This window comes from Mastigocoleus testarum BC008, assembly GCF_001456025.1.
GTDB lineage: Bacteria > Cyanobacteriota > Cyanobacteriia > Cyanobacteriales > Nostocaceae > Mastigocoleus > Mastigocoleus testarum.
The window spans coordinates 1-14,927 of sequence record NZ_LMTZ01000159.1 but is presented as its reverse complement, the minus strand read 5'-3'; the positions used below and the strand labels follow the sequence as shown (position 1 = coordinate 14,927).

At 38.0% G+C, this 14,927-nt stretch carries 10 protein-coding genes; 8 read left to right on the top strand and 2 right to left on the bottom strand.

Annotated features, from left to right (window positions below):
* Window positions 1-227: 227 nt before the first annotated feature.
* From BC008_RS42610 to BC008_RS42585, 6 genes are all read left to right on the top strand, one after another.
* Window positions 228-1,004: a WecB/TagA/CpsF family glycosyltransferase gene (locus BC008_RS42610; protein ID WP_036264466.1), complete on the top strand. Its 777-nt coding sequence runs from the start codon at window positions 228-230 to the stop codon at window positions 1,002-1,004.
* A 148-nt stretch (window positions 1,005-1,152) separates the two neighbouring features.
* Window positions 1,153-3,357: a GumC family protein gene (locus BC008_RS42605; RefSeq protein ID WP_027840881.1), complete on the top strand. Its 2,205-nt coding sequence runs from the start codon at window positions 1,153-1,155 to the stop codon at window positions 3,355-3,357.
* A 377-nt stretch (window positions 3,358-3,734) separates the two neighbouring features.
* Entirely contained in the window at window positions 3,735-4,313 is a 579-nt protein-coding gene (locus BC008_RS42600; protein WP_027840880.1) for a serine O-acetyltransferase, read from the top strand.
* A 175-nt stretch (window positions 4,314-4,488) separates the two neighbouring features.
* Window positions 4,489-5,637: a glycosyltransferase family 2 protein gene (locus tag BC008_RS42595; RefSeq protein WP_235595771.1), complete on the top strand. Its 1,149-nt coding sequence runs from the start codon at window positions 4,489-4,491 to the stop codon at window positions 5,635-5,637.
* A 76-nt stretch (window positions 5,638-5,713) separates the two neighbouring features.
* Window positions 5,714-6,940 carry a glycosyltransferase family 4 protein gene (locus BC008_RS42590; RefSeq protein ID WP_027840878.1) on the top strand — a complete coding sequence of 409 codons (1,227 nt, stop codon included), beginning with the start codon at window positions 5,714-5,716 and terminating at the stop codon, window positions 6,938-6,940.
* Window positions 6,941-7,100: 160 nt separating this feature from the next.
* Entirely contained in the window at window positions 7,101-8,339 is a 1,239-nt protein-coding gene (locus BC008_RS42585; protein WP_235595772.1) for an O-antigen ligase family protein, read from the top strand.
* 504 nt (window positions 8,340-8,843) lie between these two features.
* On the opposite strand, the gene BC008_RS42580 is transcribed toward BC008_RS42585, so the two are convergent.
* Together BC008_RS42580 and BC008_RS42575 are read right to left on the bottom strand one after the other, a co-directional pair.
* Window positions 8,844-9,836 carry a glycosyltransferase gene (locus tag BC008_RS42580; RefSeq protein WP_027840876.1) on the bottom strand — a complete coding sequence of 331 codons (993 nt, stop codon included), beginning with the start codon at window positions 9,834-9,836 and terminating at the stop codon, window positions 8,844-8,846.
* 239 nt (window positions 9,837-10,075) lie between these two features.
* Window positions 10,076-10,744 (bottom strand): acyltransferase, encoded by a 669-nt coding sequence (locus BC008_RS42575; protein WP_027840875.1) that lies wholly within the window; start codon window positions 10,742-10,744, stop codon window positions 10,076-10,078.
* A gap of 608 nt (window positions 10,745-11,352) precedes the next feature.
* Here BC008_RS42575 and BC008_RS42570 point away from each other — a divergent pair.
* Window positions 11,353-12,357 (top strand): glycosyltransferase family 2 protein, encoded by a 1,005-nt coding sequence (locus BC008_RS42570; RefSeq protein ID WP_027840874.1) that lies wholly within the window; start codon window positions 11,353-11,355, stop codon window positions 12,355-12,357.
* Between the two features lie 676 nt (window positions 12,358-13,033).
* Window positions 13,034-14,098: a glycosyltransferase gene (locus BC008_RS42565; RefSeq protein ID WP_036269169.1), complete on the top strand. Its 1,065-nt coding sequence runs from the start codon at window positions 13,034-13,036 to the stop codon at window positions 14,096-14,098.
* Window positions 14,099-14,927 lie beyond the last annotated feature (829 nt).

Below are 14,927 nucleotides of genomic sequence, written 5' to 3'. Positions count from 1 at the left end.
GATAGGACTCTGAGGTTTGTACTTAGTATAATATTTACCTAGAGTATCTTTAGACAACTTTCAAAATAGATTTAAGAAACCTAAAATATTTTTTGGAATTTGTTAGTATTCTAATTACTGTTGGAGGAAGTAATTATTCTACTTCCTTTATTCATATATCCTAGTTAATTGTACCTGGTGAATAATTAATATTTAGTATATTTATTCATTTTGTTTTGAAAATAATGATGAGACGGGTGACGCTATTAAATACAACCATTCACAATATCAAGATGGTTGATTTGCTGGAAAATTTACGCGGTGGTGGAGTGGTATTTACACCTAATGTGAACCACATAGTATGCTTACAGAAAAATAAGGAATTTTATTCCATCTACCAAGAAGCTGATTACAGAGTTTGCGATAGCAAGATACTGATGTACGCATCTAATTTTTTAGGATCTCCGATTTTAGAAAAAATATCCGGTTCTGACTTATTTCCAGCTTTTTACAAATACTACCAGAACGATGAAAATATCAAGATATTTTTACTAGGCTCCAAAGAGAAAACTGTTCAAACTGCGAAAAAGAAAATCAACACTAGGGTTGGAAGAAATATTATTATCGCGGCACATTCACCATCATTTGGTTTTGAAAAAAAAGAAGATGAATGTAAAAAAATAGTAGAATTAATTAATAATTCTGGGGCTACTGTTTTGGCTATAGGTGTAGGTTCACCCAAACAAGAAATGTGGATAGCCAAATACAAAAAGCAACTGAAAAATATTAATATATTTTTGGCTATTGGAGCAACAATCGATTTTGAAGCTGGCAACGTCAAGCGTTCACCAAAATGGATGAGTGAAATTGGTTTTGAGTGGTTATATAGACTCTTGAATGAACCAAGGCGACTATGGAAAAGGTATCTGTTAGATGCTCTGCCATTTTTATGGCTCATTTTAAAGCAACGGCTACTACTGTATAGAAATCCTTGGTCTTCAAATATAAGAAGAAAAGAGTTATAAGACTAAAATCCTTAGCCAAAACTTATAGGAGAATGTACAAAGAATAATTGAGCTACATGAAAAACTGAGTTCGATATAATCAATATCTCCATAACTCAATAGTTTTGTAGTTTTTTTCAGTGAGTGTCCTCATCAAAAGGTCAATGCAATGGAAAATAAAGGCTATCCCGAAGAGATAGATCTTCAGAAATACTTGCTAGTCCTCAAACGTCGCTGGCTTATAGCATCGGGAGTATTTGCTGTATGCTCAGGGCTAGCCGGACTCAGTTTACTGTTACAGAAACCGGCTTATGAAGCCAGTGGAAAGCTATTATTTCAATCGAGTAAGGCTTCTTCTCTGACGGGGGTTGGAGAAAAAATTGGGCATCTCGATTCTATCCGTAAGGAAGCAAATCCACTCAACACTCAAGCTCTGTTAATCAATTCAGAATCAGTTTTAAAAGAAGTAGTTGATACCCTTAAACTTAAGGATAAAGATGGTGCTCCTCTTGATGCTGGAGCTCTTGCTCTTGATATAGAAACGGTTAGTGGTACAGATGTTTTAAAAGTTTCTTTTTCATCAGAAGATCCTGTATTGGCAAAAGCAGTTGTCAATCAGGCAATGAACGCTTATATAGATGATAACACTCAAAGAAATCGCTTAGAAGCTTCAGGAGCTGCTGAGTCCATTCAAGAACAAGTACGTACGGCGAAACGCGAACTAAATGAAGCCGCAGAAGCCCTGAGAAGATTTAAGGCAAAAAACAAGATTATCAACCTGCAAGAAGAGACCAGCGGCACCGTTAAAAATATCACAAAGATTGACGAAGAAATTAATACAGTTAGGTCAGAATTAGCAGATTTGACTGCTCGAGAGCAACAAATTCGTCGTCAATTAAAGGTTGCTGATAGCTCTGTTGACATTGCTTCTTTAAGTGAAAATGAAGGGGTACAAGGTGTCCTCAAACAACTGCAAGAAGTCCAAGCTCAAATAGCTACTAATAGCAGTCTTCTACAACCAAATCATCCAACACTGGTTGACCTAAGAAATAAAGAAGCTAATTTACAAGCTTTATTGGATCAAAGAACTAATCAGTCTTTGGGCTATGATGCACAGATTGCTCCCGAAAAATTACAAATGGGAGATATCAAACAAGGATTAGCAACCGAGTTAGCAAGAATAGAATCTACTCGATCTGGTTTACAGAATAAAATTAATTCTTTAATCTTGATCCGAGAAAAATATAGACAAAGAGCTGATACTCTTCCTAACTTGGAGAAAAGACAAGGAGATATACAAAGAAGATTATCTGTAGCACAAGGAAGCTATGAAGACTTACTGACAAAAGAACGAGAAATTAATATTGCCCAAAAGCAAATTGTCGGTAATGCCAGCATATTAGAGTATGCCAAAATTCAAAGTAGCATTAAAGCTTTGAAAAAAAATATCCTGATTGCTGGTGGTGGGGTATTCATTGGACTGCTGTTAGGCGTTGCTGCAGCTTATTTTGTTGACCTGATTGATCGAAGATTGAAGACACCCCAAGAAGCAGAAGCATTATTTGGACATACCCTACTGGGACTAATACCTAAATATGAGATGAATCATCCATCCTTTGTAGAAAGCGAAGGCTTGGAAGGAATTTCTCCTAGGGTAATTGTTGCCACATCACCCCGTTCAATGCTTCATGAGGCTTACCAGATGCTTCAGGCTAATTTAAAATTCGTCAGCTTGGATAAGAAAGTTAGCAAAATAGTTGTTACTAGTTCTATTCCTGGAGAAGGTCGAACTGAAGTAGCTGCTAATCTAGCAGCAGTTATTGCACAATCTGGTAAAAGAGTTCTACTAGTAGATGCAGATATGCGTCAACCAGCCCAACATCACCTTTGGGGTTTAATTAACTCGGTAGGTTTGAGTAACGTGATGGTAGGACAGCAGTTGTTTTCAAAGGCCGTTCAAAAAATAACTCCAAGCTTATCCGTACTAACCTCTGGCGTAGTTCCCCCTAATCCCTTAGCTCTTATAGACTCTGAGCGTATGACATCTTTTATTGATATGCTCAACGAGAATTACGACTACATTATATTTGACACTCCATCCTTAGCTGGAACAGCAGATGCTGCAGTTTTAGGTAAAATGGTCGATGGAGTGCTAGTTGTATCTAGACCTGGGCTTGTTGATTCTAAGAGTGCATTAGCAGCGAAATCCTTGCTAACTCGTGCAGAAGTAAATGTTATGGGTTTGATTGTTAATGCAGTAGATGTAAGGCAGTACGGTGAGAATAATTTCTACTATAATCATTCCCGTTCAGACTCCTATTCTAGAGAAACTGAAAGTACAAATGTATTTTCAGAATCAAAGTTTACGGGCTAGAACGTCATAGTTTAGAACTTTACAGCATAGTTCAAGCTTAAAAAAAGGAATTGAAAAAACTGCTTCAAAAAAACTACTTCAGAAAAACTAGTTCAAAAAAACTATTTCAGTCCGGCTTGCGCGTTCACAAAATAAGTAAATAGTTGCAAGTATTTATTCGTATTTGCAATATCTTTACTCAAACTTTTTGTATTTTCGCGTAAGTCTCATTACAAAATATATTTACCCCATGACAGCTTTTGGGATTGTGAATGGGGGTAAAATCTTATTTTTGCCATATGCATATTTACCTTACTGTGCCTCATTAGTACAGCGGGGGGTTAGCATAAAGTGCATGCGCAAAGCTAACACGCTGATTCCAAGCCACTACTATAATAATGGACACACAATTAAAATCCAAAATTAATACAGAAAGTAAAATAAATGCAAATTTGAGCATTTGGCAGCAAATTCATGAGGACTGGGTTGCTCACGGACGCGATTGGACTAAGCCGGGATTTCGTGCTGTAGCGGTACATCGCTTTGGAGTTTGGCGAATGAAGGTTCAACCAAAGTTACTTCGAGCGCCTCTGAGCATTTTATATAGAATGCTGTTTCGTAAAATTCGCAATACCTACGGAATTGAATTACCTTACTCCGTGAAATTAGGTCGCCGTGTTATTTTTGAACACCAAGGGGCAATTGTAATTCATGGTAACTGTGAAATTGGAGATGATTCTATCATCCGTCAGGGCGTAACTTTAGGTAATCGGTATTTAGAACATCCCTTTGATGCGCCAAAATTAGGTCGCCATGTCAATGTTGGGGCCGGTGCTAAAATTTTTGGTAGTGTCACCATTAACGATGGAGCGAACATCGGTGCCAATGCTGTAGTATTAATCGATGTTCCAGGTAAAGCAACTGCTGTAGGCATACCTGCAAAAATTATTACAACTGAATCCAAATCTCATAAATAAATTGGTTGACAAATTGCATTTTGCCCTGGAACTCAATCAATAATCTAATCATTAGTAATTAAACAAACAATTAGGGGTGCGATAGATACCTGTGATTTCCGTAAATAATATGATTATTTTTGCTACCGAGAGTCTGTTAATAGCTGGAGCAATAATTGTATTGATCCCATGCTTAATGCTTTTCATTGAGTGCTTCTTAGCCCTATTCCCAGTTAATACACAACCTGGTGGTAAAAATAGGCCAGAGGGAACCAAGGTTACAATTTTAATTCCCGCCCATGATGAAGAAAGTGTTATTTGTGCTACTCTTAAACAACTGTCTCAGGCCCTACAACCTGAAGATCGGGTGGTTGTAATTGCTGATAACTGTCAAGATAGAACAGCAGAAATAGCTCGTGTTGCAGGCGCAACAGTCATCGAACGTCACAATTCCGACCTCAAGGGTAAAGGTTATGCCTTAGACTATGGATTGAATTTTTTAGAAAACGATCCACCTGATGTGGTTATATTCGTAGATGCTGACTGCTACGTCGAAACTAATGCGATCGACATACTCGTTGCTCAAGTCATATCTACAGGAAAACCAGTACAAGCAAGTTATTTGATGGAAACTCCTCCCAACCCTAGATATAAGGATTTAATTTCTACCTTTGCTTTCAAAGTTAAAAATTTAGTCCGTTTTGAGGGATTAAAACGTTTGGGATTACCTTGTTTGTTAACTGGGACAGGAATGGCTTTTCCTTGGAAGGTTATCCGGAGCATTGACCTTGCTAGCGGTCATATCACTGAAGATATGAAGCTTGGTATGGATCTAACCCTTGCTGGATACGAACCAGTTTTTTGTTCTCGAGCTATTGTTAAAGGATATTTACCTTCAAACGATGAAACTGCGACAAAACAAAGAACTCGTTGGGAGCACGGTCACTTACAAACTTTGTTTACTTATGTCCCCCAGATGCTTTTAGAAGCATTGCAGCAAAAAAGATTGCGATTGTTTTTGAGTGCGCTAGATTTATCCGTACCACCCCTATCTTTGTTAGTAGTTATATGGTCTGGTGTTTTAGGGATTTCTTTATTGGTGGGAGTTTTAGGAATTTCTTGGATCCCAGCGATAATTTTAACAGTTGCTGGTTGTTGTTTGTTATTAGCAATTGGTATAGCTTGGGCAAAATTTGGACGAACCGATATTCCGTTACATAAGCTTTTGATAATCCCTATTTACGTGCTTTGGAAACTTCCTATCTACTTGAAGTTTTTAGTTAAACCTCAAAAAGTATGGGAACGGACAAACAGAGAATCAATTCAAAATAATGCAACAGGCTAGGCTATTTGTATGATGTCATTAAGCAACCTAAGCTATTGTGTTTAAATTTATTGAAAATCACAGAGGTACTGGAATAATGCCCAAACAGCTTCGGATTCTGTATGCGTCTGGTCCTGAAGATGTAATTGAGGCTTATAATTTCTGGATTCAGAATCAAGATGTACCTTCTCAGGTTTCGGTACCTTATTGCAGACAATTTTATGAAGTTTGTCGCGCTCTTGATGCTCACGCGTATATCATCGCTCCAACAAAAAAATCGGAATATTTGCACGAAGAGCAATTTATTGTTGAAAGTTGCCCTCTACCGATAAGAAACGCTTCTGGAATCGTATATCACTTGCAACAACTTTGGTGTGCGTTACGGTTGCTTGTGAGAGCAATTCGCTTTAAAGCAAATGTGGCAGTTATTTCTAGTGGGAATACCCACTGGTTTTTATTACCAATTTTTTCTTGGTTCGGAATTAATGTGGTACCTTCCCTACATTGTGTCCTATGGCGAAAGTATGCGGCTAAACGTTTAGCCGATAAACTGAGCTTGCAACTGGGGAGTTATTTTTTCAGAAAGAAATGTCGAGGAATACTAACAGTTTCCCATGATATTGCCAAACAAGTGGATGAACTAACACAAGGGGAACATCCGCCAATTTTTGAGTTTTTCCCAACCTTTCGTCAAGCTGATTTTATAAATATTCCAGAACCACCAAAAAATGGTCAAACCTTTAGGGTATTATTTGCCGGACGAGTCGAAGAAAATAAAGGTGTATTCGACTTATTGGAAATTGCCAAACGATTTTCGGAGCAGGGAATCAAAGAAATAGCATTTGATATTTGTGGTGCTGGTTCAGCTTTAGATCCTTTACGTTTAGCAGCTTCCGAGGCTAAAGTAGAAGAAAATTTTATATGTCACGGTTATTGCAATAAATCGCAAATGCGAGAGATGTTTGGTCGTTCGCATGTTGTTATAGTTCCGACTCGAACTGATTTTGTTGAAGGTTTCAACCGCGTAGTAGGGGAAAGTATTCTTGCTCATCGTCCAGTCGTCACTTCTGCCGTTTGTCCAGCTTTATGTTATGTCCAAGATGCGGTTATGGAAGTACCACCTAATGACATTAAAGCCTATGGCGATGCATTACTGGAACTGTATCAAAAACCTGAGCTTTACGAAACAAAAAGACAAGCTTGTTTTAGGGTAAAAGAACAATTTTATGATTTGGAGAAAAGTTGGGGAACTGCTCTCAAAAATATACTATTAGCAATACAGGAAGGTAAAGAAGTAAGAAAATTAAAGACTACCGGTATCTAGTGACTTTAGTATTCGTTATTGGTTACATATCAGGGATTAATAGTTTTTATTCCAGTTTTGATTTTAAGTACTATATAGCGCTACCCTTCGGAAGAATACTCCAGGGGCGCTGATAGTAATAACCACCGATTTTAATTTTTGCAAGCAAAGCAAGTATAAAATGCAAATTGGAGCGAAAGCGCAGGACAAAAATCAATATACTTCCTCAGAGCAATCTTCTCACATGCCACAACCAACTCTGGACAAAGTGGAAAAAATAATCGCCGTTTTAGGGTTGTTATTTTTTTCTGGTATGTTTGCTCAAATCGCACCAACGAGTGTGGTCTCAATCGTCAGATACATTGTATGGTTAGGACCAACGGTATTGATGATTTTCCGTCACAGAAGTACCCGAAAAATAGCATGTCGCAGTAAACTCCTTTGGGTCCTCATTGGGATACTCCTATTGTCATTTCTGTGGTCTGATTATTTGCCATCAACTTTGGCTGATAATCGAGAGGTTCTGCAAATGAGTACCTTTGGTTTATATTTTGCTGCCAGATTTGACCTGAGGCAACAGCTCAAACTTATAGCTTTATCTTTTGCTATTGGTGCTGTGATGAGCTTTATTGTTGCTCTTGCTGTACCTGAAATTGGTATTCACGGAGCAGACCACCCCGGTGCTTGGAAAGGAGTATATGGCTATAAAAACAACTTAGGAAGTATGATGATTTTGGCTACATTGGCATTTGTATTTGTGCCTGTGCGGCCAATTCACCGCTTTTTGAAATGGATATGTTTGTTTATGTCGATTGCTTTGATTTTGCTTTCGACTTCCAAAACTTCCTTGACCATGGTGTTTTTACTCTTCCTAACTTTGTTTTTCTACCGTAAATATCGCTGGCGTGGCAAAGTCACGGTATTATTTTTGGATATAGGTATTTTGTTATTAGGATGTGTCGGAACAATAGTTTTTGCTTACTGGGTAGATATCTTGGCTGGTCTTGGAAAAGACCCAACTTTAACCGGACGCACCTTGATGTGGGGGGTAACTCTCACTAGATTAATGGATAGACCGTTGTTGGGTTACGGACGTACAGCATTTTGGGCCCCAGGAAGTCCATATGCAGTAGAAGCAGGTCGTGCTGTGACTGAGAATTTCGTTCCACCTCATGCCCATAACGGTTTTATTGATTTAGCCCTTGATGTTGGCTTGATAGGCTTCGCGTTATTTACAATCATTTTTTTCAAAACATATTTCAAAAGTCTTCAAAGGGCTTACGCCGCAGTGCGTCCAGAAAATTTATGGTACATAGCTTTTCTTTTGTTCCTATTTATGAACAATATAATGGAAAGCTATTTGCTCTATAAAAGTAACATATACTGGGTACTTTTTGTTACGACTGTACTTTCTGTTTGAATCACAAAATCCTATAAATTAAATTATTGGAGCGATAAAATACTATCAGCATAAAATTGCGAAAATGTATAATATGTATATTTTGCAGCAATTATATGTCTCTACAAATTTTTGATTAAACTTGAATTTAGCACTAACAAGCTAAGTTAGGACATATATTAACCCTAAAAGCCATACGTATTAGGCTTATGTCCTACGGACACGCTATCCTAATGACTTTTCACTTGCACATAGCGCTACATAAAGGTTTTAGACTTATTTAGTAAATCCCATGTAGAGACCTCCCATGTAAAGTCTCTACATAATTTATTCTCATAAAATCGTTTAGGATTGCTATATAGGGATTACATCAACCATAGAGTATCTTTGGCTCCAGTTAAGGAAAGTACCTTCTCAGGCTGACTGCAATTTTGTACTTAACCGCTAGGTCAAAGCTTTTAACCTCTTCCTTGATTCAGCTAAACTAAGCTCATCTGTCTAGAATTTTCGTGCTAAAAAACCCATCTACAAAACCCTACATGCTTTGGTGTAATTATTTAATTGCCGCGATCGCACTTCTTTAAGCAATTTACTTGTAGCACGCCACTGTATGGGTGCTTCGTTTTTTAATGGACCAAGAGGTTTTAACCATTGAGCAACCGGTGGATGAGCCTGATCCAAACAATCAACAAAGGTTTCCCAAAACCAGGGCCACATAGCATCATGGTAATGGACTATTTTAGTAGCTTTGAACTGTTCTTCACTGTACCATTGGCTGTGAGTCTTACTACCCATGCCATAGTTATAGGAGTAAGGTAAAGCACGCCACTTCAGATCTCTTTTGAGCATGGCTAAAACTAAAGCCACTTGCTCGTGAAAGAAAATACTGGATTCATGGTTTGCAATTTCAGCATTAAGAATGTCAAAACATACTTGGAGATAATCTTTTGCCAATCCTAAGGATCGGCGATATGCAAAAACTCCACTATTCCAGTAAATACGAATATTTTTCTTTTCTCTTTCTGTTACTATCCAGGGAATATTTTCAATATTTAAATCGAATATTGTGTAGAGTTCTTTCCAAAATTTATCTTGGGGGTCTTCTAATCCCGCACTTCCAATATTTTTGTCAGAAGCACAAGCTACAAAATCTTCCCCTTCCTTGAAGATTAGCTCCTCTGGTTCGCCTAAAATCAAAACATCGCTATCCAGCCAGCAAACTGACTCGGATGTTATGCATTCTTCTGCAGCAACTAGAGCCAAAGGTTTATTCAAAAAACCAAGCCATGAATAATTGGTTCGAGGATTACAGCGAATATGATTGACGTTCAAACGAGCAAAGGTATTCTTTGTATGTTGCGATAAAGGAGGTCCAAAGCGAGGAGTCACAGCATATATTGGCGCATCCGCAAACTTTCCTCCCCATTTTCGCAGACTCTCTATCATTCGCAACGTATAATTCTCAAGCGCACCAGACTCAACGCAGCAGACAAAAGAAGTCTGACATTTATCGGACATAATACTCCTTTAGAGATTCAACACCCATATACAATTTAATTTTATTGCTGCTTTCAGGATTACTTTAGCCTTCAAGCTTCAAAATTTTAGCCTTATTTTGGCAAAGTAATAATCGGGAAACTAATAAATTTGTAGTTTAAAAAAGCATAACTCAAAGAAACTATAGCTCAAAAAAAAACTATAGTTCAAAAAACTATAAATCTAAAACAAATACTAAAACTCTTTACCAGATAAAAACATCAAACACAACCACCCTTACTGGCTTTTATTCTTTTTGCTGGTACTCCAACAGCTACAGAATAAGGAGGGATATCCTTAGTTACTACAGCTCCCGCCCCAACTACACTACCACGACCTATAGTTACTCCGTCCAAAATTCTAACCCCTGTACCCAACCAACAGTTATCTTCAATGGTAATTCCTTCTCTGCTCAGTCCATATTCTCTGTGATTGTTAGCATATATGCCCGTTTGCGAAGCGATTAGGCATTGCTGACCGATTTTGATATGACCAGGTCCGCTCATACAAACATACGGTCCTAAATAAGAACTATCGCCAATTTCGATCGAACAATCTTCTCCAGCAACATTGATATCAACACCTCGATCCAGACAAACTCTGTTGCCCAAGCGAATAAAACTATTGGTTGTCTTCACATTCAAGCGAACGTCTCGCATAATCTTGACGTCATTGCCAATCTCAATGGCATTAGCACCTAAAAACTCTGAACCTGCTTGAATGTAAACATTTCGTCCCATACGTGCAAATATTATTTTGTACAAAAACTGTCTCATGATAGTCCCTAAAGGACGGGGAATACCTCCTAACAAACTGGTTACTATGTGTGCCGTGATTTTTTGACGTTGGATAACATGATTAGTGTTTTCCAAAGCAAGTGCTGTTTTCATGGAGTTACGAACTATTTACTAAACTGGGAGACTAAATTTAAGTTGCGACTAATTTTTTGGCTTTAATTAATCGAGCGATACAACACTAATTTTGATGAGTTTTAAAAAGGTGTATCAAAGGGTATCAATAATAACTATACAATTATTTTGTTATCTCTAAAAGCTATGTTTCTCGTTATTTATGAGTGCTAATAATAACTTTATGACTAAGATTTATAGAAAAAATAAATTTTGAATAAGCACTGTGTGCTAAGATGCCTAACATATTATTCTGAAATAGAAAAAAGCTGAAGTCTTCCATCCTGAGTATAGTTAAAGAATGGACTATTGGACGATTAAAACAGAAAAATGTAAAAAGAAAAAGCAATTCTATTTGATCTGATAATTGTCATCCAGAAACATTAGAAGTAATTTTAGTTTTCAATAAATTAAAATTGTGGGTAACAATTTAAGCTCACAAATAAAAAAATCATAAATTTAAGAATATTTATTTTTTTATTACATCTCTTGACTTACTAAAAATGCTGTACTGTCAAAATTAAAATTTTTTGACTTTTAAAGATATTAAGGTAAAAAAATAACACGTAAATTAACCAGCGAGGAAAATTATGACGTCAGTTGGTGTAGTTGTCATTGGTAGAAATGAAGGTAACCGTCTTAAGGAAAGTCTGCTATCTGCAATTGGAGAAAATAGAACTGTTGTATATATTGATTCTGGTTCTACCGACGGTAGTGTACAATTAGCCCAATCTTTGGGTGTCGGGGTTGTAGAATTAGATTTATCAATTCCATTCACCGCTGCTCGTGCAAGAAATACAGGTTTTGAACATCTGCTGCAGATGGATCCGCAAATCGATTTTGTGCAATTTGTGGATGGAGATTGTCGGATTGTGCAACAATGGTGGGATGTTGCTCTGAAAAAATTACAGCAAAACCCAGAAATTGTAGTGGTCTGTGGTAGAAGGAAAGAAGAATTTCCCAACAGCTCAATTTACAACCGTCTTTGCGATATTGAATGGGATACTCCTATCGGAGAAGCCAAAGCCTGTGGTGGTGATGCGATGATGCGCGTCAGTGCTTTTAAATCCGTCGGTGGATTTAATCCTAAATTAATTGCAGGTGAAGAACCAGAATTGTGCGTACGTTTGCGACAAGCTGGAGGCAAAATTTTCCGGATCGATGCTCCTATGACTGTACACGATGCGAAAATTAGTCAGTTTGGACAATGGTGGAAGCGATCGCTCAGAGCGGGTCATGCATATGCTGAAGGTTCTTGGCTGCATGGTCGCTCTCCCGAGCGACATTGGTTGAAGGAAAGTCGTAGCATCTGGTTTTGGGGACTGATACTACCTGTAGTTGCTTTGCTGGCGGCATGGTTTACCTTTGGGGTGAGTTTATTATTACTTTTGCTTGCTTATACTTTGTTGACTTACCGAATATACCAGTCGGGACACAAAAGAGGACTGACAGCATCAGATGCACGTTTGTACGCGATATGGTGTATGTTAAGTAAGTTTCCTCAACTTCAAGGTCAATTGCAGTTTCATTTTTCCCGAATACTACGGCGGCAACAACAGTTAGTGGAATACAAGAATACAAGCGTAGTATCATAAGAGTAAGTAAATAATGAACCAATAATTCCCTGACTATTCGGCGCAGCGACCACGCAAAATAAAACTTTGATAGGTGTAGGTTTTTAAGAAAGGAGTGATTAAGGTAAGGTGATTAAGCGCTTGAATTGAGTACTAAAATTTTGTAGAAAAGTTTTTTATCCCAAATACTATGAGAGTATTTCCCTTGTTTCCGTATTTTCATGTTTTCTCATCAATAAAAATCACTAACGGAACTCAGACAAAAACAAACAGCGAAAAGCCTCAAAGCCAGTTATGATAATGGATTAGCTTCAAAGGTCTAAGAATTCCTCTTAGGAAAGCACGGCGTTAGTCATAATCCAGATATGTCAAGAAAAAATCAATTTAAGTAAAATCATTGATTTGTAAAGCTTTGAGCTTTTTTTGAATTAAAAAATGTCTGAGTCCCATTAAAAACAAAAACCTACACTCGGGAGAAGCTCAAACCAGGGTTTTCTCCACGCCCTTTGTAAAAGATTCAATATCCTGAATCCGTAAGTGTCACAGTTTATAAAATTGCATATTTTTTTCATATACANCCTTTTATGCAATTACTTTAATTATGGAATTATTGACAATAGTCTGAAACAACGTATTTTCGTTCATTTAGAGTAGTAAATTTGTACGATGCGTAAGTCCTAATACATTTAATTTTTATATGTCGCAGAAAGTTGTGAAACAATCAATTACTCCACTGCCTTATCCTGTAACATTTATATGTCGTTATCCTGAGCGCTGGGCTGAACTTTTCTCATCAGAGGTATCAATATCTGATCCTGAGCATATTAATCATCGATTTGTTAATGCTGAGGACTGCTGGATTATTCAAACTTACTTACGCTTAAAGCAGAATAACTATAACGTATTTTTGTCAGACAGGTTTATTCCGGGTGAAATTTGCATTGTCAGTTCTCTTGATTTGAAAATTAAGGACCTCAGTTTTTCTTCATTTGTTGTCGGTTGTCGTGCAGATGGACCAAAACCTACTCTGTGTAATTTTGCTATTGTTCAAAACGAAACTTGTGTCGAATCTCAAACAGATGCCTTCGTTCCTCATTGGCCTCAACCCGGTCTGATACGACGAAATCAGACTCGTGGTACTCGAATTGAGAATATAGTTTTTAAGGGCTCGGAACTTAACTTGTACGAGCCTTTTAAGTCTTCTGAATTTCTGCAAAAGCTTGAGAATTTGGGGGTCAGATTACAGGTCAGTGGCAAAACCAAGGAACTCGTTGTCTCTTGGAACGATTACAGTGATGCAGATCTGGTGCTAGCTGTACGCGATCTCACCGAAAAAGATGCTTTAGTCAAGCCGGCAAGTAAACTAGTAAACGCATGGATGGCTGGTGTCCCAGCTTTGTTAGGCCCAGAACCGGCATTTCGTCAACTCAGACAATCAGAACTCGACTACATCGAGATTAAAACTCCTAACGACGTCATAAACGCAATTCGACACCTTAAGGAAGAACCCGAACGCTACGAAAAAATGATAGCTAATGGTTTTAACAGAGCCAAAGACTTTACTGTGGAACGGATCGCTGAGCAATGGCAGGAAATTTTAACAGGGCCGGTCGCGCAACGATATCATGAGTGGCGTTTGAAACCAAAGATAAGCCATTTGACAGATTTTGTCTTTAAAGCAATTCAGCAGAAAAAGGCTCGTTCAGAAGCTGTGTATCATCGTAAACATGGATACAGAATAATTTCTGGTCAACATACTTAATGTACTTGAACTACGAATTGTTGAATTTAATCGAACTAAGAATAGTATTTATCCGAAACATATAGCGGTTTGCAACTTAATAAGGTAGATTTGATTGGACAAAAACGCTTCACCACAAGATATATCTGTACCTCACCGAGTAGAAATCCGCTATAATTTCAGAGTTCAGAAGAACTTTTGGCGTCACAGCGAAGAAAGAAGGAACAGGGAAGAGGGAAGAAGGTACAGAATGCACCCCCGCAGAGGCTTAACGTCGTCGCCGAAGGCTCTGCCGCCTGGAATTAAATTCCTCCAGGTGGATCGGGGGTTTTATGTTGCCGTTAGAGGCACCTGCAGTGAACGCGAAGCGCGTCCAAAGTTGCTTGGACTCCTCCCTTTGGACGCACCCACGGTGAACACGTTCGCTTGGAAAGCGCGTCCTCAGTGCATACAAAACATTCTGGGTCCTATAAGAACGAGGCTTGTATCCTTCTGTCTTTAGGAAGGAAGATTTTTGTGGGAAATGCGTTTCTTAACATCTTCCTTCTTCCTTCCGAAGGAGTCGGTCAAACTTTTGACTGAGAACGCGCTCAATAAGTAGCTAGTACAACGCAGTGTAATTTTTGTCAGGGTTAACCATCTATGGAGGCGAATATTTCCTGTCTAAATAATCCTACCCGGATTTACACCTTGGATTACTGGGCTGCTCGAAATTCAAATTGAAATAAAAAGTTAGGCTATAAAAGCATGAATGACTCAATTGAGTAATCTTCTGCTGTAATACCAACTCTATGTGAAGTTGCATATAACTGTAGAATAAAGAATGAAGAAATAAAAGAAGCAAAAGCGA

Bases quoted from the DNA above. Each gene is read 5' to 3' on its own strand.
- BC008_RS42610 (WP_036264466.1), top strand. From the start codon at position 228: ATGAGACGGGTGACGCTATTAAATACAACCATTCACAATATCAAGATG.
- BC008_RS42605 (WP_027840881.1), top strand. From the start codon at position 1,153: ATGGAAAATAAAGGCTATCCCGAAGAGATAGATCTTCAGAAATACTTG.
- BC008_RS42600 (WP_027840880.1), top strand. From the start codon at position 3,735: ATGGACACACAATTAAAATCCAAAATTAATACAGAAAGTAAAATAAAT.
- BC008_RS42595 (WP_235595771.1), top strand. From the start codon at position 4,489: ATGCTTTTCATTGAGTGCTTCTTAGCCCTATTCCCAGTTAATACACAA.
- BC008_RS42590 (WP_027840878.1), top strand. From the start codon at position 5,714: ATGCCCAAACAGCTTCGGATTCTGTATGCGTCTGGTCCTGAAGATGTA.
- BC008_RS42585 (WP_235595772.1), top strand. From the start codon at position 7,101: ATGCAAATTGGAGCGAAAGCGCAGGACAAAAATCAATATACTTCCTCA.
- BC008_RS42580 (WP_027840876.1), bottom strand. From the start codon at position 9,836: ATGTCCGATAAATGTCAGACTTCTTTTGTCTGCTGCGTTGAGTCTGGT.
- BC008_RS42575 (WP_027840875.1), bottom strand. From the start codon at position 10,744: ATGAAAACAGCACTTGCTTTGGAAAACACTAATCATGTTATCCAACGT.
- BC008_RS42570 (WP_027840874.1), top strand. From the start codon at position 11,353: ATGACGTCAGTTGGTGTAGTTGTCATTGGTAGAAATGAAGGTAACCGT.
- BC008_RS42565 (WP_036269169.1), top strand. From the start codon at position 13,034: ATGTCGCAGAAAGTTGTGAAACAATCAATTACTCCACTGCCTTATCCT.